The following is a 21986-nucleotide window of genomic DNA, read 5'->3' on the forward strand; positions in this document are numbered from 1 at the left end:
CTCGTCGACGCCGGCATCCCCGTCATGGCCCACATCGGCTACACCCCGCAGTCCGAGCACGCCCTCGGCGGCCACGTCGTCCAGGGGCGCGGCGCGGCGGCGGCCCAGCTGCGCGCGGACGCCCTCGCCGTGCAGGAGGCGGGTGCCTTCGCCGTCGTCCTCGAGATGGTCCCGGCGGGCATCGCAGGCGAAATCTCCCGCGAGCTGGAGATCCCGACCATCGGCATCGGCGCCGGCCCGGACACCGACGGCCAGGTCCTCGTGTGGACCGACGCCTTCGGCCTCACCCGCGGCCGCACCCCGCGTTTCGCGCGGAAGTACGCCGACGTGGGCTCCGTGCTTCTCGACGCCGCCCGCGCCTACCTCGCCGACGTCGAGTCCGGCGACTTCCCCAACGCCGCCGAGTCCTTCGGGGACGAGAAGTGACCGTCGTCGCGCGGACGGTCGCGCAGCTGCGGTCCGCCGTGGCGGACTTGGAGGGCTCCGTGGGCCTGGTGCCCACGATGGGTGCCCTCCACTCCGGCCACGGCCGCCTGGTGTCCCTGGCCGCCGAGGAGAACGGATCGGTGGTGGTGAGCATCTTCGTCAACCCGCTGCAGTTCAGCGATCACGGCGACTGCGACGACTACCGCCACTACCCACGCGACCTCGACTCCGACGTCGCCTACCTGGAGTCTCTCGGCGTCGACGTCGTCTTCGCCCCCACGGTCGAGGAGATGTACCCCGGCGGGCTGCCGCAGGTGTGGGTGCGTTCCGGAGAGATGGGCGAGCGCCTCGAGGGAGCCTCCCGCCCGGGGCATTTCGACGGCGTGACCACGGTGGTGGCCAAGCTCTTCCACCTGGTTCGCCCCGACCGGGCCTACTTCGGGGAGAAGGATGCCCAGCAGCTGGCGATCATCCAGCGCATGGTGGCCGACCTCAACTTCGACCTGCGTATCCGCCCCGTGCCCATCATCCGCGGCGCCGACGGGCTGGCGGAATCCTCCCGCAACCAGCACCTGAGTTCCGAGGCCCGGGAGCAGGCGCTCGTGCTGCCGCGCACCCTGGCGGCGCTGCGGGAACGCGCCGCTGCGGGCGAGCCGCTCGATGTCGAGGGTGCCCGCGCCGCGCTGCGCGGTGCCGAAGGCGTGGAGCTCGACCACCTCGAGGTCGTCGACGCCGCCACGCTGCTGCCGGTCACCGAGGTCGGCGACGGCGCCCTTGTGGTCGCCGCGATCCACGTCGGTGGGACGCGCCTCATCGATAATGTGCGACTGCTGCCGCCACGCGCTTAGCGTAGGGGCCGACGCCGGCGAGGGTCGCTGAGCCGGGGCCCAGCCAGTCGCCGTAGCCGACCAGGTGCAGCGGCAGGCCCCGGTCGAGCACCCCGCGGAAGGGGCGCAGCGCGGGCCGGAAGCCGGTGCACCAGATGAGGTGCTCGGCGGTGAGCTCGTCGAGGCTGCGGAACTGCGGGGTCGTGGGCAGACGACCGGCATCGCGGGCCGCCTTCACGGCGGGCAGGACGACGATGTCGCCGAGGTCCGAGTCCGCCCCGGGGTCGTCCTCACCGCGCAGGATCGCGAGGGCGCGCAGGCGGTTGCGCCGGAAGAGCACGCGCCCGTCGACGTCGTCGGGCATCCACCGCGGCTCCGCGCGCGTGTACCAGGTGACGTCGGCAACCTCACTGAGTTCCGCGGCGATCTGCGCCGCGGAGTTCGCCGCGCCCACCACCGCGACCTGCTTGTCGACGAACCGTTCCGGCCCCGGGTAGTTCGCCGAGTGCCACTGCTCACCGTCGAACGTGCCCGGGTAGGCGGGCACGAAGGGCGCGGACCACGTGCCGGTGGCCGCCACCATCTGGCGGGCCCGCCACTGCCGTTCCCTGGCGTGGAGGGTGAAGGCGGCGCCGTCGTGGGTGACCTTCTCCACCGTGACGGGCCGTTCGACCTGCAGGTCGTAGCGTATCTCGTAGGCGGCGAGGTAGTCGATGACGTGGCTGGCCGGTGGGAAGCCGTCGTAGGCGGGCATCGGCATGCCGGGGAGGTTGGAGAACTCCGCGGTGCTGAACAGGGTCATCGACGGCCACGCGTGGTGCCAGGCGGCACCGGGGGTGGGGTGGGCGTCGATAAGCAGCGGGGTGATGCCCTGCCGACGGAGGTAGTACGCCGTGGCGAGGCCCGCCTGCCCGGCGCCGACGATGATAACTTCGTGCACGTCAGTCCAACTGGAGGACGCCGCGCAGTTCCGCGAAGGCCTCGGGAACGACGGTGTGGGTGGCGGTTTTACCCTGCTGCTCGCGGTTGATGAGTCCGCACTCGGTGAGCTTCTTAAGGTGGTGCGAGATGGTCGGCTGACTGAGGCCGATGCGCTCGGCGAGTTCATTGACAGTGACGGGGTCGCAGCCGCAGCCGGCGATCTCGGAGAGGATCCGCAGGCGGGCCGGTTCGGCGACGCAGGAGAACAGCTTCGCGTAGTGGGCGGCCTCGTCGTCGGAGAGAGGGCCGGAGTTGAGCGCGCAGCAGTCATCCATGCCTCCAGCATAGTACGATCACATTGACAACCATCAATACGAGAGGTTCCCATGTCTTTCCTTGATCGCTGGCTCCCCGCCTGGATTCTGCTGGCCATGGCCGCCGGCCTCATCATCGGCCGGACCGTCCCCGGCATCGCCGAGATCCTCAGCTCCCTGGAGATCGGCCAGATCTCCCTGCCCATCGCCCTCGGACTCCTCGTAATGATGTACCCGCCCCTGGCGAAGGTGCGCTACGACAAGGCCGCCGGCATCACCGCCGACCGCCCTCTGATGATCACCTCTCTGCTGCTCAACTGGCTGGTCGGCCCCGCCTTCATGTTCGCGCTGGCCTGGATCTTCCTGCCCGACCAGCCCGAGCTGCGCACCGGCCTCATCATCGTCGGCCTGGCCCGCTGCATCGCCATGGTGCTGATCTGGAATGACCTGGCCTGCGGTGACCGCGAGGCCACCGCCGTGCTCGTCGCCGTGAACTCGGTGTTCCAGATCCTCATGTTCGGTGTCCTCGGATGGTTCTACCTGCAGATCCTGCCCACCTGGCTGGGCCTGCCCACCACCGCCGCGGAGTTCTCCTTCTGGTCCATCGTCATCTCCGTACTGGTCTTCCTCGGCATCCCCCTGGCCGCCGGCGCGGCCTCCCGCATGTTCGGCGAACGCCTCCAGGGGCGCGAGTGGTACAACACCGTGTTCATCCCGAGGATCTCCCCGCTGGCGCTCATCGGACTGCTGTACACCATCGTCCTACTGTTCTCCCTGCAGGGCGAGAAGATCACCAGCCAGCCGTGGACCGTCGCCCGCCTGGCGATTCCTCTGCTCGGCTACTTCGTGGGCATGTTCCTCATCTCCGTGGCGGCCACGAAGATCGTCGGCCTCAACTACGAGAGGTCGGCGGCCGTCGCCTTCACCGCGGCGGGCAACAACTTCGAGCTGGCGATCGCGGTGAGTGTCGGCACCTTCGGCGCCACCTCCCCGCAGGCCCTGGCCGGCACGATCGGCCCCCTCATCGAGGTCCCTGTGCTCGTCGGCCTCGTCTACTTCATGCTGTGGTTGGGGCCGCGCCTCTACCCCGGCGACCCCTCACTCCCCTCCGAGAAGGAACTGGTGCACTCATGAGTTCTGTCCTGTTCATCTGCGTCGGCAACGGCGGCAAGTCCCAGATGGCCGCCGCCTTGGCGGAGAAGCACGCCCCCGGCTGGGAGATCCACTCCGCTGGCACGAAACCGGGGTCGAGGCTCAACGCCGAGTCCGTCGCGGCCATCGCCGAGATCGGCGCCGACATGTCCGGCGGCACCCCGAAGGCTGTCGACGAGGACCTGCTGCGCCGCGTCGACCACGTCATCATCCTCGGAGCCGACGCCCAGCTGGAACTCCCTGAGGACGCCACCGGAGGGCTCGAGCGCTGGGTCACCGACGAGCCCTCCGAGCGCGGGATCACCGGCATGGAGCGCATGCGCCTCGTGCGTGACGACATCGACGCCCGCGTGCAGTCACTCGTCACCGAGTAGCGTCCAACGCCGCGTGCCGCTTCGACAGGTCGACATAGCGGCCGGCGTGCGGGATGAAGCCCTCGTACTGCTCCGGCTCCAGCTCCCGGCGAATCTTCGCCGGCACGCCGGCCGCGAGCGTGCGGTCGGGGACCTCGAAGCCCTCGAGCACCACGGCTCCGGCGGCGATGAGTACACCCGAGCCGATGACCGAGCGCGAAAGCAGCGCCGACTTCATGCCGACGAGCGTCCCGTCCCCCACGGTCGTGCCGTGCACGAGAGCCATGTGCCCGACGGTGACGTCATCGCCGAGGGTGCAGGGGGCGTCCCGGTCGACGTGCAGCACCGAGTTGTCCTGGATGTTGGTACGGGCGCCGATGCGGATGGTGTTGACGTCGCCGCGGAGGACGCAGCCGTAGAACACGGAGCTGTCCGGCCCGATCTCGACGTCGCCGATGATGACGGCCGTCGGCGCGATCCACGCCGAGGGGTGGATCCGGGGAGCCTTGCCCTCGAACTCGATTATCACAGTGCCTCCTTGACTGATTCAATGCCGTCAAAACGCACGGTCGGCATACCCAACTCGGCGGCGACCGCGACATTGGCGGGGTCCGCGTCGACGAAGAGTACATCCTTCGCCGCCACCCCCATGGCGTCGAGCGCGACGGCGAAGGCCCGCGGATCCGGCTTGATGAGGCCGATATCGCAGGACATCGTCACCGCATCGAAGCTCCCCAGCCACGCGTGTTCGGCGCGGGCGCGTTTCGCCAGGCCGGCGGGGAGGTTGGAGAGGACGCCGGTACGGACGCGGGCGTCGATAAGCGAGAGCGCCAGCTCGACCATCTCGGGGTCCTCCTCCATGAAGGATTCCCAGTCGGCGGCGACGGCTTCGCTGATGTCGAAGGGCTCGAGCCCGGCGCGTACCTGCAATTGGCGCCAGAAGCGCTCGTCGCTGACGTCGCCGGAATCATAGGCGGGGCGCAGGTCTTCGTAGATGGGCCAGATGGCCGCGTCCCCACCGACGGCGCGTTCCACGCGGCGCCGTCCCGCGTCGGTGCGCTCGTGCAGCAGCACCCCGAAGAGGTCGAACAACACAGCTTTCATGCCCCCACTCTACGTAAATACACTGGGGCGCCATGATCGATTTCTCCCGCCCGGCCGATGTCGTCGCCCCCGAATTGCTCGGCTGCGTGATCACCCACGGCGGTGTGTCTGTGCGGTTGACCGAGGTGGAGGCCTATCTCGGCGCGGAGGACGCCGCCGCCCACACCTACCGCGGCATGACCCCGCGCAATGCCGCGATGTTCGGCCCGCCGGGCCGGCTCTACGTCTACCTCTCCTACGGCATCCACCTGGCGGGCAATATAGTCTGCGCCCCGGAGGGCACGGGACAGGGGTGTCTGCTGCGGGCCGGGGAGGTGGTTGCCGGACACGATATTGCTTATCGACGCCGCGGTGACGTCCCCGCCGCCCGCCTCGCTTCCGGCCCCGGCAACCTGGGGAAGACGCTGGGTTTATCGCTGGAGGACAATGGCACGCCGGTGACGCTGGAACTGCCGGAGGAGGCACCGGAGTGGGTGGCGGGGCCGCGGATCGGTATCTCGAAGAACGTCGACGCGCCTTGGCGTTTCTGGATCCCCGGCGATACGAGCGTCTCCGGCAGGCGTGGGCGGCCGCGGCGCAATAGCTAAACTCCCCGCACCAGAACTGCTCAACTTGGACAAAAGAGGGGAATATGTCCAAACTGCTGGGGAATTCCGGGGTGAGCTCACCCCGTCTCCTCAAGGACCTCACTGCAGGTCGTTTCGTCCTTTCTGCCGGCGGCAAGGAGTTCCTTGAGCTTCCTGACCCAGATGCCCGACTCTGAAGGTCGTATGCTTAGGGCATGAATAGCTTCACCATTCGCCGCGAGGCCGAGGCAGACATCCCGGCGATCCGTGATCTCACGTCCCGGGCGTTCGCGGACAAGCCCTATTCACGGCAGCGGGAAGCGGAGATCGTCGAAAGGCTCCGCGACACTGACGCGCTGACCTTTTCGTTCATGGCGGTCAAGGGCGCATCACTGGTGGGCCACATCGCGGCGTCGCCGGTGACGATGAGCGACGGCACCGCGAACTGGTTCCATATCGGGCCGATCAGCGTCGCCCCGGAGCGCCAGGGCGAGGGCATCGGTTCGCTGCTCATGCAGCGCGCACTCGATGAGCTGCGGGAGATGGGCGCGGCCGGTGCCGTGTCCGTCGGTGACCCGGCATTCCTGGAGCGTTTCGTGTTTGTGGAGGCGCCAAAGTTGGAGTTCCCACTTATTGAGCAGCAGTATTGCCGGGCCCGGCCGCTGGCCGCCGATGCCCTGCCCACCGGCACCGTCACCTACCACGAGGCTTTCCTGGGCTAGAGGGCAACTTCGCGACGCTCGTAGTCGTAGCGCCGCTTCTCACCTTCCTGGTAGTCGCGCGGCGGTGTCGGCAGCTGCACGTCGGGGCCGGTGAGCATAGCCACCTCAATGCTCACCGGGGACTTGCAGTGGATGACCAGCTGCTGGCCGGTATCCAGCTGCACCCGGATCCCGGAGTCGCGCCACCACTCCCATTCCTGCTCCCCGCTGAGTTTGTTGATCAGGGCCACTTTGTCCTGGATCCGGTCGATTCCGGTGATGGTGCCGACCAGGTCATTGGCCTCGCCGTCGGCCACGCCCGCACGGGCCTCCAGAACAGACTCGACGCGCTCGCCGTCGGCGAAATCCACGACCTGCTCGACGAATTCCAGCTCCACCACGCCGCGATCGGTGTCCAGCCACGCCCCGAAGGCACCGACCTGGTCGTCGAGTTCCAGGTCCGTGCCGAAAGCGCGTAACTGCGCGCCGAGGAGGTCGCGGAGGACGGTGAGGCCGGGATAGTTAAGAAAAGTGTCAGTCATGGTGTTCCTTTGCAGAGTTGTTGGGGAGTTGTTTTAGCAGCTCCCCGGATCAGTTTCCCAGGCATGCCGGATCAGTGCTTCGAGGACGTCGAGGTCAATGTCCTCCGGTTTGTTCACGTACACACACGACACCGCTGTTTGGTGTTTCCCCAGCTTGCTCAGCAGTTCCTCCGAACGCGGTAGCCCCTGCAAGCCGTACAGGGAGATCTTCGCTTTCCGCGGGCTGAAGCCGACGTGGAAGGTGTCCCCCTCCCGGCCAGTGGCGTATTTGTAGTGGGTCTGCCCGTAGCCGATCATGCTCGGCCCCCACATCACCGGCTGCTCCCCGGTGGCACGATAGAAGATCTCCAGAAGCAGTTTCCCGTGTTCCCGGCGGCGCCCCTCCAGCTTCTCGACGTAGCTTTCCGGCGACTCCTGCGTCTTCGCCGTCTTGAGGTCCGGGGAGTTGGTACCGGTATTGCCGCGGCTCCACTCCGCGGTCCGCTGTTCCGGTTCGGGGGCTCCGGACATGCTCAGGCCGCGTTCGAGCAGCGCCGCCTGGAGCCTTTCCAGACCCCGCACACCCACACCGTGCAGTGCCAGCACTTGCTCCCACTCGGCACCGTCGAGGGATGCCACGTCGGGGTAGCCGGCGGCGGTCAAGGCGTCGCGGGCCGGCCGACCGACCCCCGGAACCTGTGTGAAGGAAGTGTTCATAGCGGCCATCCTAGATGTGGTGAGATGTATATATGCGCTTATCGACGCCCGCTCTCCTCATCGTCGGCCTCATCCTCACCGCCTGCGGAACGAGCTCCCCCGCCCCGCCGGAACCGACCCTGACCACGGCTGCCACCGCGGAGGAATCCTGTCGGGACACCGCGCTGGCAGCCACCGGTTTCGGGCGGCACCTCAACACCGGGCGGATCGCGGCAACCGACACCGCTGACACCGGCGCCTGGTGGCATTTCGATGTCGTCGCCGACCACTTCGATCCCTGCGCTCAACTGAGCTGGGTGCAGCTGACGGGCATCTGGGGCCAGGAACAAGCCCCCGGGCCCGGTGCAGGCGAGACCCAGTCAGAGGCGGTCATTTTCTTCGCTGGGTCGGAGTTGATCACCGAGCCTGCCCCGGTGGTGCGGGCCCGCCTGGTGGGTGTCGAGCGTGCGGCCGACAACGAACTCACCGTCACGTGGCGCGATTGGGGCGAGAACTACTTCGACCCTTTCACCGCCCCGTTTAAAGCCTCGTACACGCTTGAGGGCACCCAGCTCCGGGTCGCCGGTGAGGGCCCAAGCGATACGCAGTTGGATCTCCTCCGCTGATTTCTTCACCGGATAATCACGTAATATTCGGAGCATGGGAATCGCCGATATTGCGCGCACGATTGAAGGCAAGATCAACGACGTGGGAGTGCGTCGAAAAGAAGCGAAGGGCTGGCAGCCGACCATCACCGGCTTCTACGGCTACGGCAGTGAAAAGCGGGTCCACGTCCTCGGGCGTCTCACCCTGCAGGATCCGGAGCCGCCGTCCACTGAGGTCCAGCGCGGGTGGCGCCAGTTCATCACCTACTCGCTGGAGGAGGTCCCCATTACGGTGCACTTCGGCGAAAAGACCATCGAGTCACACACGAACGACCAGGGCTACCTGGATGTCCTCGTGCACGATCATGGTCTGGAACCCGGCTGGCACGAGGCCACGATCGAGGCCGAGGGGGCGGAGCCGACGAAGGCACAGGTCCACATTGTGGATAGGAACGCGAAGTACGGTCTCATCTCCGACATCGATGACACCGTCCTGGTGACCTGGCTGCCGCGCGCCATGCTCGCCGCCTGGAACTCGTGGGTGAAAAAGACCAACACCCGCCAGCCCGTCGACGGCATGGCCGAGTTCTACGCCGAGCTCCTGCGCGACCACCCAGAGACCCCCGTCTTCTACCTCTCCACCGGCGCGTGGAACACCTTCGACACCCTAGTGAACTTCCTCGACCGCCACGGTTTGCCGAAGGGCCCGCTGCTGCTCACCGACTGGGGCCCTACCCCCACCGGCCTGTTCCGCTCGGGCGTCGAGCACAAGAAGGTGCAGCTGCGCAACCTCATCATCGAATACCCCGAGATCAAGTGGCTGCTCGTGGGTGACGACGGCCAGCACGACCCCCTCACCTACGGCGACTTCATCTTCGAGCACCCCGACCGCGTCGCCGGCATGGCGATCCGCCAGCTCAGCCCCCAGGAGCACGTGCTCTCCCACGGCACCGCCGCTCCGCTCGCGCAGGCCCGCCGCGAGGAGGTCTACGGCGTGCGCACCCTCCTCGGCGAGGACGGACACGAACTTCTCGCGGAGTACCGGAAGGATCCTTTCCTGACGTAGGTGCTTATCGACGCCCCCGGCGTCACCACCCGTCCACGTCGGCCCGCCCCGCCGCCTCCTCGAGGCAGGCGACGGCGGCGGCCTGCTCCAGGCCGGTGATCCGCAAAACGTCAACCACGGCGGAGCGGATCTGTCCCACCATCACGGCCGACGCCTGGGTGACCGGCCGTTGCCCGGAGGCCGTGGTGGCGGCCTGCAGCGCGAGTTGCCGGGCACGGTCCGCCCCCTCCTCGGTGTCGAGCCGGGGCAGCTGCTCCACGGCTACGACGAGCTCATCGACCGCCCTCGCCAGCCCCCGGCGCACCTGATCGGTGACCCCCGAGGTTTCGCCCGCGTGGCGCACCAGGTTCGCCCCGGCGCGGCACAGCCCACGACCCGTCGCGACGAGGATGTCGCCCCGCTCGGCGACAGCTTCGAAACCCCGGATGCTCTGCCTCCGCTCCCGGCGTGTGGTGCGGCTGAGGATGATGCGCTCGCGGGTGGCGGCGAGGGCATCACCAAGGTCATCGCGGACACTGTCCAGCGAGCTCATGTCGTTGAGGGACGCTTCCGCCTCGCTGAGCGAGCCCGTGCGCAGGCTGCCGCCGAGCCGCCGGAGGACAGCCGAGTAGTCCTCGACCACCCCGCTCACCGCGGACCGGGCGGAACGGTAGGGGTCGACGGGGACCACGGCGTTGAGGACCACCGCCACCGCCCCGCCGATGAGGGCGTCGACGACGCGGACCCAGGGGTCGGCGTCGAGAAGCGGGACCAGCGCGACAACGACCACGGCTGCGACAGCCGCCTGATTGGACATCAGCCCGCTGGGTCGGACCGCGACAGCGGCGGCCATCGCGAGCAGCACCGCGAGCGCGAGCTGGAGGGGGCCGAGCCCGATGAGGCGGGTGAGCAGGTCGGCGGCCACGATGCCCAGCACCACGCCGATCGAGATCTCGGTGGCGCGTTGCACCCGCTGACCGGCGGACAGCCCGGTGGCGACGACCGCCGCCACCGGCGCGAACACCGCGTCACCGGGCCCGACGACGAGGCCCGCCACGAAGAAGGCCACACCGGCGGCGGTCGCGGCGAGCAGCAGGGACACGGCGTGCGCGCGTACGCGACGCACCGCTGCCCGCACCCCGCCGCGCCATCGCGGGCCCGCCCCCATCAGCTGTCTCCGGGCAACCCGGAGGACAGTGCGACACCGAGTTCGGCCTGGCGGGTGTCCAGATGCCGCATCTGGATCACCAGCGGGACATCACTGGTGACGCTCAAACCGTAGGGCTCCCCGAGCGGGATCGCCTCTGGATCGACGAGATCGTTGATCCGGATGTGGCGCACACGCTGCGCCGCCACCTCTATCCGGTAGGGGCCGACCGGGTCCTTGTCGGCGTGGAAGACCGTCACCTCCGCGCAGGCCTCCTGTGTGCTTGTGTTGAGCAGGCAGAGCTCATCGCGGCTGGTGAACTCCGGTTCCCGCCCGGTTGAGCCGTCGGGCATGTGGCCGGCCGCGAAGGCCCACTGGGTCCGTCCCATGATGGCGGTCATCGATCATCCTCTCCGAGCAGGGTACGTAGATAGTCGTTGAGGAAGATGCCGTCGGGGTCCAGCTCCCGGCGGATCTCCTGGAAGCGGTCCCACTCCGGGTACATCTCACGCAGGTGTGCGGCCGTGCGGGTGTGCTTCTTGCCCCAGTGCGGGCGTCCACCGGCCTCGAGAAACAGCGGTTCCATGTCACGGAAGTACTCGTCGTGTTCCAGTGCCGCGTTGTGCAGCAGGGCGATGGTCAAGGTGTCGCGCTCCCGGGCATTGGACAGCATCGCGCTGTCCGGTGCGATGGTGCGCACCAGTACCCGCCAGGCCACATGCTTCCGGTGCTTCCGCTTGACCCGCTCGCGCACCTTCCGGAAGACGTCCAGACCGACCTCGCGCGGCAGCATGTACTCGATCTCATCGAACTTCAGCTGGCGGTCATTGGGGATGATCTGGTGCGAGGGCCCGCGGGTCTCCGTCTTCAGTTCGCCGGGGATGTCCAGGTCATCGAGGTTGCCCGGCTCATCGAGCACACGGATCTGGGCGAGGTCGCTGCGCGGATACCAGTAGAAGTCGACGAGCCGGTATCGGGAGGTGAGGCGGTCGAAGTTCTCCAGGGCCCAGTCGATGTGGGTGATGTAGTTGCGGCGGTGCAGGTCATAGGCGGGCCGCACCTGCAGCGTAAGGGAGGTGAAGATGCCGAGGGTGCCCAGCGACACCTGGGCCGCACGCGTCAGCTCGGAGTCCGTGGCCTCCCCCGCATCAAGCCCGAAGGGGACCACCTCACCGTTGCCGGTGACCAGGCGGCCCCCGACCAGGTCCGCGGAGACGTTGCGCAGCCGCTCCCCCGTACCGTGCGTTCCGGTGCCGATCGCGCCGGCGATGGTCTGGTAGTTGACGTCCCCGTAGTTCTCCAGGGCCAGGCCCGCATCCTCGAGCTCTTTCCCCAGGTCCTCCAGACCGGTGCCGGGAAGCACGGTGGCCAGGCACTTGTCGGTGTCGGTGGCCGTCACCCCGCTCATGTTCTCGAAGCTGACGAGCAGGTCCTCCGTCACCATCACCGGGGTGGAGGAATGGCCCGACCCGATGGGCCGGACGGTCAATCCCTCCTGCCTGGCGTAGCGCACGAGGTCGACGACCTCCTCCTCCGAGCGCGGGCTGATCTTTCCGCGCACGGTGAAGGAGATCGTCTCGGACCAGTTCTGACAATGCACGTCGTCCTGGCGAGGCGACTGCATGAACATCTGATTCCCACTTCCGGCAGGTCGGGGCGGGCCGTCCGGCCCATGAACACGTGCTTATACGTGCCCCACCGTACCTGCCGACCTCAGCGGACGGTCTTGAGCGCCTTCGACCAGGTCTCGACCTGCTCGTAGACAGAATCGAGGGCCTCGGTGGAGCCCTCGGACGGGGCGAACTCGGTCATGGAGGCGAAATCGTTGCCGAAGGTGAGGAACACCTGGGCGCGGACATCGGCCATCTGCAGCTCGGCGGCAATGAGGCGCCACGCCTCGACCGCGCGGGTGCCGCCGGCGGAACCGTAGGAAACAAAGCCGATGGCCTTGTTGTTCCACTCGGCGTAGAGGTAGTCGACGGCGTTCTTCAACGCGCCCGGCACGGAGTGGTTGTACTCGGGGGTGACAAAGATGTAGCCATCGAAGGAGGCGATCTTCTCCGCCCACTTCTTCGTGTGCTCGTTCTCGTACTGGCCCATGGCGGGGGGCATGGGCTCGTCGAGAAGCGGGAGGTCGAAGTCGGCAATGTCGACGAGCTCGTACTCGGCATTCGCTCGGTTCTGCGCGTTCTCAAACACCCACTCGGCGACGGCCGGGGCGTTTCGGTTCGGGCGGGTGCTGCCGACGATGACGGCGATACGGGTCATTGCTGTTCCTTACGTTGATGTACTTGGTGGACCAGCGCCCGCAGCCTTGTCACTACAGGCGCTGCTGGGACCCACGGTACATATTTCCCGCGAGGCATGCCGGTGCGGATCTCGGCAGGTTCCGGCAGGTGCACGCGTAAGCTTCCTTGAATTTTCGCAGTCGGATCCGCGCCCACGTTCCTTGCAGCGACAGATTCGCTTGTCGACGCACGCCGGTTCCCCAGCCTCACATTCATGTTCAAACGACAGGGCATGCCGGGTCCATGAATCCGCAACCTATCCACGATATGCTCTCCGGCAATCTTCGGTTGGCCGTCCTCGCTCTTCTCGCCCTGACCGGTTTAGCTGTACTCCAGGCCGCGCTCGTTAACGGGGTTCCCGTGGGGTTACAGATTCACTGCCCGTGCATCAAACCTCCAGGATGCGAAATACTCATCCACATCACCAAGCCAAAAAGCACGTGCACAGCTGTCAAGTACCGTCTGAAACCATGAACGAAATCTCTTCCGGTACGAGCCACCCGTCAACTTCGTTCGTCTTCTTGGATGAGTCCGGTGACATGCAGTTTGGTCCCCGTGGTTCCCAGCATTTTGTATTGACGGCGGTCTACACAGTCACGCCCGCCATCTCCGCATTCACTATGCAGTCGCTGAAATACTCGCTCTTAGCCGCCGGGAGCGAAGATGTCGAGTTCCACGCCACCAACAACTCGCGCGGGACACGGAAAAGGGTCATCGACACCATCGGCAGCATTGACTGCATTGGCGCGCACACGCTCTGGATCGACAAGACATACACACATCCGAAACTCCAGGACGAAATCTCTCTTCTGGGGCAGTTCGGAAAGTCGATGGGCCGGTGGATCTACCAGACTCAGTGCCGCCCAGAGTTCAGCCAGATCGAACAAGTGGTCCTTGTCTTTGACTCCGTCCTGACTGGAAAGAAGCAGGCCGCGTTTCTAAAACTGTTGAAACCTCAACTCGGCGCTCTCCCCATTCCCTACCGTGTGCTTTTCCATCCGGTAAAACAGGACCTCAACGGTCAGATCGCAGACTATTTCTCGTGGGCTTGGTACCGGAAGGTGGAGAGAGGAGATCCAGAACACGCGCGGGAACTGATGTCCCTCGCCGACTGGAGCGAGTTCAACCTGTTCCAGTCTGGTCATACTCCCTACTGGTCGCGGAACCAGTGAGAATGCGACCACCCCGCCTACCGGGGAACCGGAGAGCCCAGGGGCTCTTATCAGCGGGGTGGAACCTTTGAAGCCTCATTATTACAGCAAGGAGCACCCTCAGTCAATGGGAAAACCCCTGTTAGAGTGCTCCTAAGCAGAAGTAGCCCGAGCACGGTGGGGGCACAGCAGTGCGCAGCACTGGCCCGGCGCGCGGCCACTCACTGATGCCAGCCGGCAAGACATAGGGAAACTGCGCGACAACCTCCGGCGGCGACTCGATTCCGGCGTTCCATTGCCGTTTGGTGGGCATGAAAGAGAGCACTATCCGGGCAGAATTCGCCGACCTGCTCCACGGTACGACCCTGACTGCGAATCAGATCGGATTCGTACGATGAGTCGTCGACATGCTCGCCCGCAACGGGCGCCTGGTGTTCACCGGCGTCGGCGACGTGGTGACGTCGTTCGGCGAACCATAGGCGGTGAATCTCACCTGAAATCTCAACTGCACCGCATCAACAGCACCGCCGATGCGGTGAGCTGACCAGCCCCTACCCGAGGATCACCACGTCCAGCTGACGCGGCCCGTGGACGCCTTCGACGCGCTCGAGTTCGATGTCGGAGGTGGCCGACGGTCCGGAGATCATCGTGATCGGGCCCTCGAGCCCGGCGGCGATGACGCGCTCCCAGGCCTCCGGGAACAGTTCCACGATCGTCTCAGCAGGCACGATGCAGATGTGGTGGTCGGGGATGAGCGACAGGGCCCGGCGGCCTTCCGCGGGCTGTCCGGTGAGGATGATGGTGCCGGTCTCCGCGCAGGACACGGTCGAACTCGTCACGACGCACGCCGCGTCCAGGGGATCGGTCACCTCCTCGGCCAGGGGCAGCCAGGTGGGGTCGAGGCCGTCCGGTACCACGACGGCTCCGGTGATGAGGCTGTCGAGCAGCGCCGGAAGGTCTGCCTCGACCGCGGTGTGCACCGCGGCGCGATAGTCCACGAGGCGGTCGACGAGCATCTCGCGGACCTCTTCCGGGCTGCGGGCGGAGGAGCGTCGATAAGCACGCGGGACCTCGGGGGCGGCCGGGGCGTCGGACAGGGACGCACGCAGGCGGTTCATGATGTCAGCGCGGGCACTCATCGATTCTCCTTGAACCAGTGGCGGAAGGATTGCTGCGGGGGCTTGGGCACGCTACGTTGCTGCGTCCAGCCGCCCACCAGGCCGGGCAACCACCTGATGCGGAAGCGCGCGAGCGGCAGGGCCCGCTCAAGCAGGGACATGACGCGCCCGGAGCGCATGACCAGCGAGGCACCCTTCATGAGCACCGTCATCTGGCCGGGCTTCTCCACCTCTTCCACGGAGCGGGCGCGCAGGTGCACGAGGATGTCGGGAATATTGATCTTCACGGGGCACACGTCGTAGCACGCGCCGCACAGGGTGGAGGCGAAGGGCAGCGAGGCGTTGTGCTCCGATTCCAGGCCCGTGAGCTGCGGCGACAGGATCGCGCCGATGGGCCCGGGGTAGGTCGAGCCGTAGGCGTGGCCGCCGGCGTGCTCATATACGGGGCAGACGTTGAGGCAGGCGGAGCAGCGGATGCAGTGCAGCGCGGAGCGTCCGGCCTCATCCGCCAGCACGCTCGAGCGGCCGTTGTCCAGCAGTACGAGGTGAACGTTGCGGGGACCGTCGCCGTCGTGGACACCGGTCCACAGGGAGGTGTAGGGGTTCATCCGCTCGCCGGTGGAGGAACGCGGCAGGAGCTGCAGGAACACCTCCAGGTCCTCGAATGTCGGCACGATCTTTTCGATGCCCATCACCGTGATGAGCGTTTCCGGCAGCGTCAGGCACATCCGCCCGTTGCCCTCGGATTCGACGACGGCGAGCGTCCCTGTCGATGCCACCCCGAAGTTGGCTCCCGACACCGCGACCTTGGCGCGCAGGAATTTCTCACGCAGGTGTTTTCGTGCGGCCTCGGCCAGCACGCGGGGTTCATCTGTCAGGGGCCCGGGCATGTGAGGAGCGAAGATGTCGCGGATCTCGCGGCGGTTGCGGTGGATGGCGGGGACGAGGATGTGTGAGGGTTTGTCATTGCCGAGCTGGACAATGAGTTCGGCGAGGTCGGTCTCAATCGCGCTGATCCCCGCGGCCGCCAGGTGTTCATTGAGCCCGATCTCCTGGGTGGCCATGGATTTGATCTTGAGCACCTCGGTTTCGCCCGTGTCGCGCACCAGCTTCTCGACGATCGCGTTCGCCTCCGCCGCATCCCGCGCCCAATGCACCACACCACCCCGCGCGGTGAATTCGCGCTCGAACTGCTCGAGGAGTTCGGGCAGCCGCGCCATGACGGACTCCTTTATTGCCGAGCCAGCGGTGCGCAGTTCCTCCCAATCGGGCAATTCTTCGACCACTGCTGCACGTTTCCCGCGGATGGTGTGGGTGGCATGCCGGATGTTGGCACGCATCTGCGCGTTTTTCATTTCCTCCCGCGCGACGACGGGAAACGGCAGGGGTGTCGTGAGGTTTCCGGTGCCTACCATGGCTGCTCCTTGGTGGATGCGAGGATTTCCGCGAAGTGAACGGTCCGCTTATCGACGCCCCGTTTCTCCATCACCCCACCCAGGTGCAGGAGGCAGGCGGCGTCGCCGCCGGTGCAGATATCGGCACCGGAGGCGGTGACATTGTTGATTTTGGCTTCGGCCATCGCCCCGGAGACATCCGGGTTTTTGAAGGAGAAGGTGCCGCCGAAGCCGCAGCATTCGGCGGCGTCGGGAAGCTCGTGGACGTCGATGCCTTCGACGGTGCGAAGGAGGGAGAGCTGGCGGTCGCCCAGCTGCAACAAACGTTTACCGTGGCAGGAGGGGTGATAGGTGACCGCGTGAGGGAAATAGGAGCTGAGCTGGGAGGAATGGGTGACGCCGAGGACGTCGATAAGCAGCTGGGACAGCTCGAATGTGCGGGCGGCGACGTCGGTGGCGGCCTGCTCGAGGCCGGTGTCGCCGCCAGCGCGAGCGACCATTGGTTGCTGGTGGCGGGCGGAGGCAACGCACGAACCGGAGGGGGCGACGATGACATCAGCGTCCTCGAAAGCACGGACGTGATTGCGCACGACGGGCAGGGCGTCGGCCAGGTAGCCGCTGTTGACGTGCATCTGCCCACAACAGCCCTGACCTGCGGGGAAGATGACCTCGTGGCCGAGGCGTTCGAGGATGCGGGTGGTACTGATGGCCACGCGGGGAAACATCGCGTCGACGATGCACGTGGCGAAAAGCGCAATTTTCATGAAATCTCCCGGAAGCGTGACGTAAAGCACATCCGGGTCCATCGTACTGGCTAGAATCAGGTTCATGACTGGTACTCCGCGCGCCTACTCTGTCGTTCTCGACTGGCTCGAGGACCAACTGCGCTCCGGTGACATCGTCGTCGGAGACAAACTGCCGGGCGAGCGGGCGTTGGCGGAACAGTTCGGGATTTCGCGGGCGTCGGTACGCGAGGCCACCCGCATCCTCGACGCTATGGGGCTCGTCCGTTCCGGCGTCGGCTCCGGGCCCAACGCCGGGGCGATTGTCATCTCCGAACCTTCCGCCGCGCTGGCCTGGGCGCTGCGGATGCACGTGGCGACGCAGGCGCTGCCCGTCGCCGACCTCGTCAATACCCGCGTGCTGCTGGAAACCCAGGCCGCCCGCACCCCCTCCCCCGAACACGTCGACCGCGCGGAAATCCTGCGCCAGGCCGGGGAACTGCTCGATCAGATGGATCACCCCGGCATCCCCACCGCCGAGTTCCACGCCCTTGACGCCCAATTCCACATCCTGCTGACCTCCCTGGCCGGCAACGTGGTGGTGGAAACCATGATGGGCTCGCTGCGCGAAGCAACCGTGGGCTACCTGCGGGAAAAGGTGGCCACCCTCGATGACTGGGCGTCCATCAGGCGTGATCTGCAAGAACAACACCGGGCGATTTTGGCCGCCACCGAAGCAGACGACGGTGAGCGCGCTGCCACTCTGCTGCGCGCCCACATCACCGAATTCCCGGAGCTGGGAAGCTAGTCCAGGCCGAACTCCTTGAGGACCGCGTCGGTGTGCTCCCCGAGGGCTGGTACCTTGCCCCAGCGCGGCTCCACACCCACAGGCAACGACGAGGGCAGCAGCGCACGCGCGCTGGAACCCGTGCTGGTGATCACCTCGCGCCAACGGTCACGTTCCGCCAGCTGCGGGTGGTCGTTGTACTCGAACATGTTGCGCAGACGCGCATTCGCGATACCGATCGAATCGAGACGCTCGAGCAGCTCCGCAGCGGTGAGGCGCCTGGTGGCGGACTCGATGATCTCCGTGAGTTCCTCGCGGTTCTCCGCACGCCGCGCATTGGGGGTGAAGCGGGGATCAGTGCCCAGCTCGGGACGCTCAATGACACTCTCGCAGAACGCCGCCCACTCACGTTCGTTCTGTAGACCGAAGAAGACATTGCCGTCCGCGGCCGGGAACGGCCCATAGGGGGCGATGGTGGAGTGCGTTGCGCCGGTACGCTTAGGCAACTTGCCGCCGTTGTTGGCGTAGAGGTGCGGCTGGCTCATCCATTCGCCGAGACTCTCGAGCATGGAGATCTCCAGCACTGCACCCTCGCCCGTCTTCCCGCGCTGCAGCAACGCACCAAGGACACCCGAGAAGGCGTACATACCAGCGGAAATGTCCGCAATGGACGGACCCACCTTGGAGGGTGTCCCCTCCGTGCCGGTCACCGATACCATTCCGGCCTCGCACTGAATGATGAGGTCATAGGCCTTGCGGTCGGTGTAACTACCACCCGGACCGTATCCGGAGATAGAGCAGTGGATGAGTCCCGGGTTGAACTCATGGCAGGCTTCGGAGCCGAAGCCGAGGCGCTCGACGGCACCGGGCTTGAGGTTGGAGACAAATACATCTGCCTGCTCAAGCAGGGCGCGTAGGGCCTGGCGCCCCTTATCACTCTTCATGTCCAGCACCACGGACTCCTTGGTGCGGTTGAGCCAGACGAAAAAGCTGGCGTCACCGTCGACGGCCTCATCGTAGGTGCGGGCGAAGTCGCCGGTATCACGTTCGATTTTGATGACGCGCGCACCCAGGTCTGCGAGCTGGCGGGTGGCGAAGGGGGCGGCCACGGCCTGTTCGATGGAGACAACGGTAATGCCATCGAGCGGCAGAGCGGGATTGGAGGTGTTCACTGCGGGGTTCCCTTCCGAAATGGGGTGGGGTGCTGTTGAGAATAATCAGCCGATGATGAGCGGGACGAGGGTGAGGGAGATTGCCGAGACCAGGACGATGGAGACGAGGTTCATCCAGATACCGGTGCGCATGAGCTGCGGCATGGTCAGCGCACCGGTGGCGAAGGCGATGGCGTTCGGCGGGGTACCCACCGGCATCATGAATGCACACATGCAGCTCAGGCCGGCGGCAACAGCCATGATGACCGGGTCGAAGCCAAGACCGATGGCCAGGCCACCCATGACGGGGACGAAGGCGGCGGCGGTGGCGGTGGAACTGGTGAACTCAGTGAGGAAGAGCAGGACCGCGACGATCGCGATGATGAGCAACCACTCCGGGGCAGCCCGCAGAGCAGTGAGAGACTCACCCATCCACACAGCCAGGCCGGTCCCGGTGATCTGCGCAGACAAAGCGAGGCCACCACCAAAGAGCAGGAGGACACCCCACGGGATTTCCTTGGCGTCCTGCCAGGTCAGCAGCATGACTCCGCGGGAGGGCCGGGCCGGCAGCAGGAGGAGGGCCAGACCGGCGAGCAGGGCGATGATGGTGTCGTTGGCCCAGGAGCCCGGGAAGAGCAACGGGATGAGCACCCACGCGGCGGCAGTGAGGGAAAAGACCAGACCGACCAGACGCTCGCCGGAACTCATCGGACCGAGCTGCTTGAACTGTTCCTCAAAGAGGGCGCGCCCACCGGGCAGCTCGTCCACTTCCGGCTTCCACAGGACGAAGGCGATGAGATACCAACCAATGGCCAGAAAGACCACCATGAGCGGAACACCGATGGACATCCACTGCAGGAAGGTGATCGGGTACTCCAGGGTTTCGCGGATGTAGGCGGCGATGATGACGTTCACCGGGGAACCGATGAGGGTGCCGAACCCGCCGATGGTCGCACCGTAGGCGACGGCGATGGTCAACCCCACTCCGAAACGGGACTTCTTCTGGATGCCTCCTTGGCTTTCCACGAGCGCAACCATGGACATGGCCATGGGGATCATCATCATGGCAGTTGCGGTATTGGAGACCCACATGGACAAAAACGCCGTGGAGATCATGAAACCGGCGATCAACCGGGTGGGCTTGGTGCCGATGGCCAGCACGATGATAAGCGCGATGCGCTTGTGCAGGTTCCAGCGCTGGAGTGCCAAAGCGATAAGGAAGCCGCCGAGGAACATGAGGATGATGCTGTTGGAGTAGCTCGGTGAGACGACTCCCAAGTCAGTGACTCCGAGCGCGGGGAAGGCGACGAGCGGGACAAGTGCGGTGGCTGGTAGCGGCACTGCTTCGGTGATCCACCAGGCCCCCATGAGGACGGCGATGGCCGCGGTCATGCGGGCCTCGTGGGGAAGATCGTGGGAAATCGTCATGCCGACCAGCACCGCGAGGGCAATGCCGACAAAGAATCCGACGAAACGGAAATTGCGGGTCTTCGTGGGGATGCCCTGATCCCGCATTCCTTCCGATGGTTCGAAGGGCGCCGGCTGGGGTGGGTCGAGTGCGCTGTCTCTGTGAGTAGCTTGCATCTGATATTTCCTCTCGAGTGCAGGTAGCTCGCGAAATCAGGTGACCTCATGAACTAAATATATTGGCGTTCGGGTAAGTGTGGCGCGCGTCACTGGGCGAGTCAATAGTTAACAGAAAACACGTGTATGATCTGGGAAAACGCTGCGCGCAAGGAAGGTCGCGCGTTGATATAGGCAACGATTAGGGAGACATAATGAGCGACGTGCAGAACGTGCAGAAGGCCAGCCGCAAGGCGCCGTTGTCGACGATCGCGGGTGCGCACGTGCGCGAGATGATCCTGTCGAAGCTGCTACCGGCGGGCTCCGTGGTGCGCCCTGAGGATGTGGGCCGTGAACTGGGGATCTCCCAGACCCCCGCGCGTGAAGCACTGCAAACGCTAAAGACGGAAGGGTTCCTGCAGCTCCAACAGGGCGTCGGCTTCGTCGTATCCCCCCTGACAGCGCAGGACATCCGAGACATCTACACCGCACAAGGCATGCTCGCCGGGGAGATCGCCGCCCGGGCGGTCACCCACGCCAGCGAGGACGACATCCTCGAGCTCGAGGCCATCCACTTCGAGCTGCTGGCGGCTTCCCGGCGCAAGGCGAAAGACGTGGTGGAGGAACGCAACCACGCCTTCCACCGTCATATGTCACTGCTCTCGCAGGCCCCGAAACTGGTGCATCTGCTGGGCATCGTCAGCCACTATGTGCCACGTACTTTCTACGCGGAGGTCGATGGATGGGTGGACGTCTCCGCCGAGGACCACCAGGAGATCATCGATGCCTTCCACGCCCGCGACCCGGAGGCGGCACGACGGGCGATGGTCGAGCACATGCACAATGCGGGAGACATGCTCGCACGCACCTTTGACTAGCGGTTATTCGATGCCCGCGGCCTTTTTGGCCCGCTCGTCCCACACGGGCTCCACGGTCGCCAGGCCGGGCGCGAAGGCCCTCTTGAAGACCATCATTGTCCGCTCGAAGGTGATGACGATGGTGCCGTCCTGGTTGTAGCCGATGGTGCGCACTTTGAGGATGCCGACGTTGTCGCGTGAGGAGGACTCCCGCTTCTCCAGCACCTCGGTCTCGGAATATATTGTGTCGCCTTCGAAGACGGGATTAGGCAGTCGCACCTTATCCCATCCGAGGTTGGCCATGACGTTCATGGAGATGTCCGAGACGGACTGCCCGGTGACCAGCGCCAAAGTGAAGGTCGAGTCGACGAGCCGCTCACCGAATTCAGTCTTCGCGGCGTAGGCGGAGTCAAAGTGGATAGGGTTGGTGTTCTGGGTGAGCAGGGTCATCCAGGAGTTATCGACATCCAGGACCGTACGGCCGAGGAGGTGCTTATAGACGTCTCCCACCTGAAAGTCCTCGTAGAAGCGGCCTTTCCAGCCTTCGGTGGACACACGCTGTTCAGTCATGCTCTGC

General features: G+C 65.8%; 27 protein-coding genes. 11 read left to right on the forward strand and 16 right to left on the reverse strand.

Features of this window, described 5'->3' with window-relative positions; genetic code table 11:
- Both Q4G50_RS09395 and panC read left to right on the forward strand, forming a co-directional pair.
- A partial coding sequence (locus Q4G50_RS09395; RefSeq protein WP_303377402.1) for a 3-methyl-2-oxobutanoate hydroxymethyltransferase occupies nucleotides 1-426 on the forward strand: 426 nt, incomplete at its 5' end.
- Nucleotides 423-1274 (forward strand): pantoate--beta-alanine ligase, encoded by an 852-nt coding sequence (panC, locus tag Q4G50_RS09400; protein ID WP_303377403.1) that lies wholly within the window; start codon nucleotides 423-425, stop codon nucleotides 1272-1274. The genes Q4G50_RS09395 and panC, both read left to right, overlap by 4 nt.
- Here the strand turns inward: panC and Q4G50_RS09405 are convergent.
- Complete coding sequence (locus Q4G50_RS09405) at nucleotides 1237-2193, reverse strand: FAD-dependent oxidoreductase (protein WP_303377404.1); 957 nt, start codon at nucleotides 2191-2193, stop codon at nucleotides 1237-1239. The two genes, panC and Q4G50_RS09405, sit on opposite strands and share 38 nt — an antisense overlap.
- Before the next feature lies 1 nt (nucleotide 2194).
- A complete protein-coding gene (locus Q4G50_RS09410) occupies nucleotides 2195-2509 on the reverse strand; it encodes a helix-turn-helix transcriptional regulator (protein ID WP_303377405.1) in 315 nt (104 codons plus the stop codon).
- Nucleotides 2510-2560: 51 nt separating this feature from the next.
- On the opposite strand from Q4G50_RS09410, the gene arsB reads away from it, so the two are divergent.
- Complete coding sequence (arsB, locus tag Q4G50_RS09415; protein ID WP_303377406.1) at nucleotides 2561-3622, forward strand: ACR3 family arsenite efflux transporter; 1062 nt, start codon at nucleotides 2561-2563, stop codon at nucleotides 3620-3622.
- Nucleotides 3619-4014: a low molecular weight phosphatase family protein gene (locus Q4G50_RS09420; protein ID WP_303377407.1), complete on the forward strand. Its 396-nt coding sequence runs from the start codon at nucleotides 3619-3621 to the stop codon at nucleotides 4012-4014. The genes arsB and Q4G50_RS09420 overlap by 4 nt, the downstream gene beginning before the upstream one ends.
- Here the strand turns inward: Q4G50_RS09420 and Q4G50_RS09425 are convergent.
- Both Q4G50_RS09425 and Q4G50_RS09430 read right to left on the reverse strand, forming a co-directional pair.
- Nucleotides 4004-4540 carry a gamma carbonic anhydrase family protein gene (locus Q4G50_RS09425; RefSeq protein WP_303377448.1) on the reverse strand — a complete coding sequence of 179 codons (537 nt, stop codon included), beginning with the start codon at nucleotides 4538-4540 and terminating at the stop codon, nucleotides 4004-4006. The genes Q4G50_RS09420 and Q4G50_RS09425 overlap by 11 nt on opposite strands.
- Complete coding sequence (locus Q4G50_RS09430; RefSeq protein WP_303377408.1) at nucleotides 4519-5097, reverse strand: HAD family phosphatase; 579 nt, start codon at nucleotides 5095-5097, stop codon at nucleotides 4519-4521. The genes Q4G50_RS09425 and Q4G50_RS09430 overlap by 22 nt, the downstream gene beginning before the upstream one ends.
- A 32-nt stretch (nucleotides 5098-5129) precedes the next feature.
- On the opposite strand from Q4G50_RS09430, the gene Q4G50_RS09435 reads away from it, so the two are divergent.
- Together Q4G50_RS09435 and Q4G50_RS09440 are read left to right on the forward strand one after the other, a co-directional pair.
- On the forward strand, nucleotides 5130-5684 hold the full coding sequence (locus tag Q4G50_RS09435) for a DNA-3-methyladenine glycosylase (RefSeq protein WP_303377409.1): 555 nt from the start codon (nucleotides 5130-5132) through the stop codon (nucleotides 5682-5684).
- A gap of 194 nt (nucleotides 5685-5878) precedes the next feature.
- On the forward strand, nucleotides 5879-6385 hold the full coding sequence (locus tag Q4G50_RS09440) for a GNAT family N-acetyltransferase (RefSeq protein ID WP_303377410.1): 507 nt from the start codon (nucleotides 5879-5881) through the stop codon (nucleotides 6383-6385).
- Here Q4G50_RS09440 and Q4G50_RS09445 read toward each other — a convergent pair.
- Nucleotides 6382-6906, reverse strand: a complete 525-nt coding sequence (locus tag Q4G50_RS09445) for a hypothetical protein (protein WP_303377411.1) — start codon at nucleotides 6904-6906, stop codon at nucleotides 6382-6384. The genes Q4G50_RS09440 and Q4G50_RS09445 overlap by 4 nt on opposite strands.
- Nucleotides 6907-6939: 33 nt before the next feature.
- A complete protein-coding gene (locus tag Q4G50_RS09450; RefSeq protein WP_303377412.1) occupies nucleotides 6940-7602 on the reverse strand; it encodes a DUF1801 domain-containing protein in 663 nt (220 codons plus the stop codon).
- Between the two features lie 32 nt (nucleotides 7603-7634).
- Between Q4G50_RS09450 and Q4G50_RS09455 the strand changes: the two genes are divergently transcribed.
- Together Q4G50_RS09455 and Q4G50_RS09460 are read left to right on the forward strand one after the other, a co-directional pair.
- A complete protein-coding gene (locus Q4G50_RS09455; RefSeq protein ID WP_303377413.1) occupies nucleotides 7635-8207 on the forward strand; it encodes an LppP/LprE family lipoprotein in 573 nt (190 codons plus the stop codon).
- A 34-nt stretch (nucleotides 8208-8241) separates the two neighbouring features.
- The gene (locus tag Q4G50_RS09460; protein ID WP_303377414.1) at nucleotides 8242-9252 is read left to right on the forward strand and encodes an App1 family protein; all 1011 of its coding nucleotides are present in this window, start codon (nucleotides 8242-8244) and stop codon (nucleotides 9250-9252) included.
- 22 nt (nucleotides 9253-9274) lie between these two features.
- On the opposite strand, the gene Q4G50_RS09465 is transcribed toward Q4G50_RS09460, so the two are convergent.
- The 4 genes from Q4G50_RS09465 to Q4G50_RS09480 all read right to left on the reverse strand — a co-directional run bounded on the left by Q4G50_RS09465 (nucleotide 9275) and on the right by Q4G50_RS09480 (nucleotide 12646).
- Complete coding sequence (locus Q4G50_RS09465; protein ID WP_303377415.1) at nucleotides 9275-10399, reverse strand: FUSC family protein; 1125 nt, start codon at nucleotides 10397-10399, stop codon at nucleotides 9275-9277.
- On the reverse strand, nucleotides 10399-10779 hold the full coding sequence (locus Q4G50_RS09470; protein WP_303377416.1) for a sensory rhodopsin transducer: 381 nt from the start codon (nucleotides 10777-10779) through the stop codon (nucleotides 10399-10401). Before Q4G50_RS09470 ends, Q4G50_RS09465 begins: the two co-directional genes overlap by 1 nt.
- Nucleotides 10776-12002 carry a D-arabinono-1,4-lactone oxidase gene (locus Q4G50_RS09475; RefSeq protein ID WP_303377417.1) on the reverse strand — a complete coding sequence of 409 codons (1227 nt, stop codon included), beginning with the start codon at nucleotides 12000-12002 and terminating at the stop codon, nucleotides 10776-10778. Before Q4G50_RS09475 ends, Q4G50_RS09470 begins: the two co-directional genes overlap by 4 nt.
- Before the next feature lie 89 nt (nucleotides 12003-12091).
- Entirely contained in the window at nucleotides 12092-12646 is a 555-nt protein-coding gene (locus Q4G50_RS09480; RefSeq protein WP_303377418.1) for an NADPH-dependent FMN reductase, read from the reverse strand.
- 490 nt (nucleotides 12647-13136) lie between these two features.
- Between Q4G50_RS09480 and Q4G50_RS09485 the strand changes: the two genes are divergently transcribed.
- Entirely contained in the window at nucleotides 13137-13838 is a 702-nt protein-coding gene (locus Q4G50_RS09485) for a DUF3800 domain-containing protein (RefSeq protein WP_303377419.1), read from the forward strand.
- 530 nt (nucleotides 13839-14368) lie between these two features.
- On the opposite strand, the gene Q4G50_RS09490 is transcribed toward Q4G50_RS09485, so the two are convergent.
- From Q4G50_RS09490 to Q4G50_RS09500, 3 genes are read right to left on the reverse strand one after another with little or no spacing between them, the layout of a single operon-like run.
- Nucleotides 14369-14956, reverse strand: coding sequence for an LUD domain-containing protein (locus Q4G50_RS09490; protein ID WP_303377420.1), 588 nt, complete (start codon nucleotides 14954-14956; stop codon nucleotides 14369-14371).
- Nucleotides 14953-16350 (reverse strand): LutB/LldF family L-lactate oxidation iron-sulfur protein, encoded by a 1398-nt coding sequence (locus tag Q4G50_RS09495; protein WP_303377421.1) that lies wholly within the window; start codon nucleotides 16348-16350, stop codon nucleotides 14953-14955. Before Q4G50_RS09495 ends, Q4G50_RS09490 begins: the two co-directional genes overlap by 4 nt.
- Nucleotides 16344-17093 (reverse strand): (Fe-S)-binding protein, encoded by a 750-nt coding sequence (locus Q4G50_RS09500; RefSeq protein WP_303377449.1) that lies wholly within the window; start codon nucleotides 17091-17093, stop codon nucleotides 16344-16346. Before Q4G50_RS09500 ends, Q4G50_RS09495 begins: the two co-directional genes overlap by 7 nt.
- Nucleotides 17094-17157: 64 nt before the next feature.
- Between Q4G50_RS09500 and Q4G50_RS09505 the strand changes: the two genes are divergently transcribed.
- Nucleotides 17158-17859 carry a FadR/GntR family transcriptional regulator gene (locus Q4G50_RS09505; protein ID WP_303377422.1) on the forward strand — a complete coding sequence of 234 codons (702 nt, stop codon included), beginning with the start codon at nucleotides 17158-17160 and terminating at the stop codon, nucleotides 17857-17859.
- On the opposite strand, the gene Q4G50_RS09510 is transcribed toward Q4G50_RS09505, so the two are convergent.
- Nucleotides 17856-19010: a CaiB/BaiF CoA-transferase family protein gene (locus Q4G50_RS09510; protein ID WP_303377423.1), complete on the reverse strand. Its 1155-nt coding sequence runs from the start codon at nucleotides 19008-19010 to the stop codon at nucleotides 17856-17858. The two genes, Q4G50_RS09505 and Q4G50_RS09510, sit on opposite strands and share 4 nt — an antisense overlap.
- 45 nt (nucleotides 19011-19055) lie before the next feature.
- Complete coding sequence (locus tag Q4G50_RS09515) at nucleotides 19056-20504, reverse strand: DASS family sodium-coupled anion symporter (protein WP_303377424.1); 1449 nt, start codon at nucleotides 20502-20504, stop codon at nucleotides 19056-19058.
- A 263-nt stretch (nucleotides 20505-20767) separates the two neighbouring features.
- Here Q4G50_RS09515 and Q4G50_RS09520 point away from each other — a divergent pair, with 263 nt between their 5' ends.
- Nucleotides 20768-21430, forward strand: a complete 663-nt coding sequence (locus tag Q4G50_RS09520; RefSeq protein ID WP_303377425.1) for a GntR family transcriptional regulator — start codon at nucleotides 20768-20770, stop codon at nucleotides 21428-21430.
- A 3-nt stretch (nucleotides 21431-21433) separates the two neighbouring features.
- Here Q4G50_RS09520 and Q4G50_RS09525 read toward each other — a convergent pair whose 3' ends face one another.
- Complete coding sequence (locus Q4G50_RS09525; RefSeq protein ID WP_303377426.1) at nucleotides 21434-21979, reverse strand: MaoC family dehydratase; 546 nt, start codon at nucleotides 21977-21979, stop codon at nucleotides 21434-21436.
- Nucleotides 21980-21986 lie beyond the last annotated feature (7 nt).

Source organism: Corynebacterium sp. (assembly GCF_030538285.1).
Lineage (GTDB): Bacteria > Actinomycetota > Actinomycetes > Mycobacteriales > Mycobacteriaceae > Corynebacterium.

What these genes read in the sequence shown, in the direction of transcription:
- Q4G50_RS09455 (WP_303377413.1), top strand. Translation starts at nt 7,635, where the DNA reads ATGCGCTTATCGACGCCCGCTCTCCTCATCGTCGGCCTCATCCTCACC.
- Q4G50_RS09495 (WP_303377421.1), bottom strand. Translation starts at nt 16,350, where the DNA reads ATGGTAGGCACCGGAAACCTCACGACACCCCTGCCGTTTCCCGTCGTC.
- Q4G50_RS09420 (WP_303377407.1), top strand. Translation starts at nt 3,619, where the DNA reads ATGAGTTCTGTCCTGTTCATCTGCGTCGGCAACGGCGGCAAGTCCCAG.
- Q4G50_RS09490 (WP_303377420.1), bottom strand. Translation starts at nt 14,956, where the DNA reads ATGAGTGCCCGCGCTGACATCATGAACCGCCTGCGTGCGTCCCTGTCC.
- Q4G50_RS09485 (WP_303377419.1), top strand. Translation starts at nt 13,137, where the DNA reads ATGAACGAAATCTCTTCCGGTACGAGCCACCCGTCAACTTCGTTCGTC.
- Q4G50_RS09475 (WP_303377417.1), bottom strand. Translation starts at nt 12,002, where the DNA reads ATGCAGTCGCCTCGCCAGGACGACGTGCATTGTCAGAACTGGTCCGAG.
- Q4G50_RS09440 (WP_303377410.1), top strand. Translation starts at nt 5,879, where the DNA reads ATGAATAGCTTCACCATTCGCCGCGAGGCCGAGGCAGACATCCCGGCG.
- Q4G50_RS09445 (WP_303377411.1), bottom strand. Translation starts at nt 6,906, where the DNA reads ATGACTGACACTTTTCTTAACTATCCCGGCCTCACCGTCCTCCGCGAC.
- Q4G50_RS09470 (WP_303377416.1), bottom strand. Translation starts at nt 10,779, where the DNA reads ATGACCGCCATCATGGGACGGACCCAGTGGGCCTTCGCGGCCGGCCAC.
- Q4G50_RS09515 (WP_303377424.1), bottom strand. Translation starts at nt 20,504, where the DNA reads ATGCGGGATCAGGGCATCCCCACGAAGACCCGCAATTTCCGTTTCGTC.
- Q4G50_RS09480 (WP_303377418.1), bottom strand. Translation starts at nt 12,646, where the DNA reads ATGACCCGTATCGCCGTCATCGTCGGCAGCACCCGCCCGAACCGAAAC.
- Q4G50_RS09430 (WP_303377408.1), bottom strand. Translation starts at nt 5,097, where the DNA reads ATGAAAGCTGTGTTGTTCGACCTCTTCGGGGTGCTGCTGCACGAGCGC.
- Q4G50_RS09435 (WP_303377409.1), top strand. Translation starts at nt 5,130, where the DNA reads ATGATCGATTTCTCCCGCCCGGCCGATGTCGTCGCCCCCGAATTGCTC.
- Q4G50_RS09525 (WP_303377426.1), bottom strand. Translation starts at nt 21,979, where the DNA reads ATGACTGAACAGCGTGTGTCCACCGAAGGCTGGAAAGGCCGCTTCTAC.
- Q4G50_RS09505 (WP_303377422.1), top strand. Translation starts at nt 17,158, where the DNA reads ATGACTGGTACTCCGCGCGCCTACTCTGTCGTTCTCGACTGGCTCGAG.
- Q4G50_RS09410 (WP_303377405.1), bottom strand. Translation starts at nt 2,509, where the DNA reads ATGGATGACTGCTGCGCGCTCAACTCCGGCCCTCTCTCCGACGACGAG.
- Q4G50_RS09465 (WP_303377415.1), bottom strand. Translation starts at nt 10,399, where the DNA reads ATGGGGGCGGGCCCGCGATGGCGCGGCGGGGTGCGGGCAGCGGTGCGT.
- Q4G50_RS09520 (WP_303377425.1), top strand. Translation starts at nt 20,768, where the DNA reads ATGAGCGACGTGCAGAACGTGCAGAAGGCCAGCCGCAAGGCGCCGTTG.
- Q4G50_RS09500 (WP_303377449.1), bottom strand. Translation starts at nt 17,093, where the DNA reads ATGAAAATTGCGCTTTTCGCCACGTGCATCGTCGACGCGATGTTTCCC.
- Q4G50_RS09450 (WP_303377412.1), bottom strand. Translation starts at nt 7,602, where the DNA reads ATGAACACTTCCTTCACACAGGTTCCGGGGGTCGGTCGGCCGGCCCGC.
- arsB (WP_303377406.1), top strand. Translation starts at nt 2,561, where the DNA reads ATGTCTTTCCTTGATCGCTGGCTCCCCGCCTGGATTCTGCTGGCCATG.
- Q4G50_RS09460 (WP_303377414.1), top strand. Translation starts at nt 8,242, where the DNA reads ATGGGAATCGCCGATATTGCGCGCACGATTGAAGGCAAGATCAACGAC.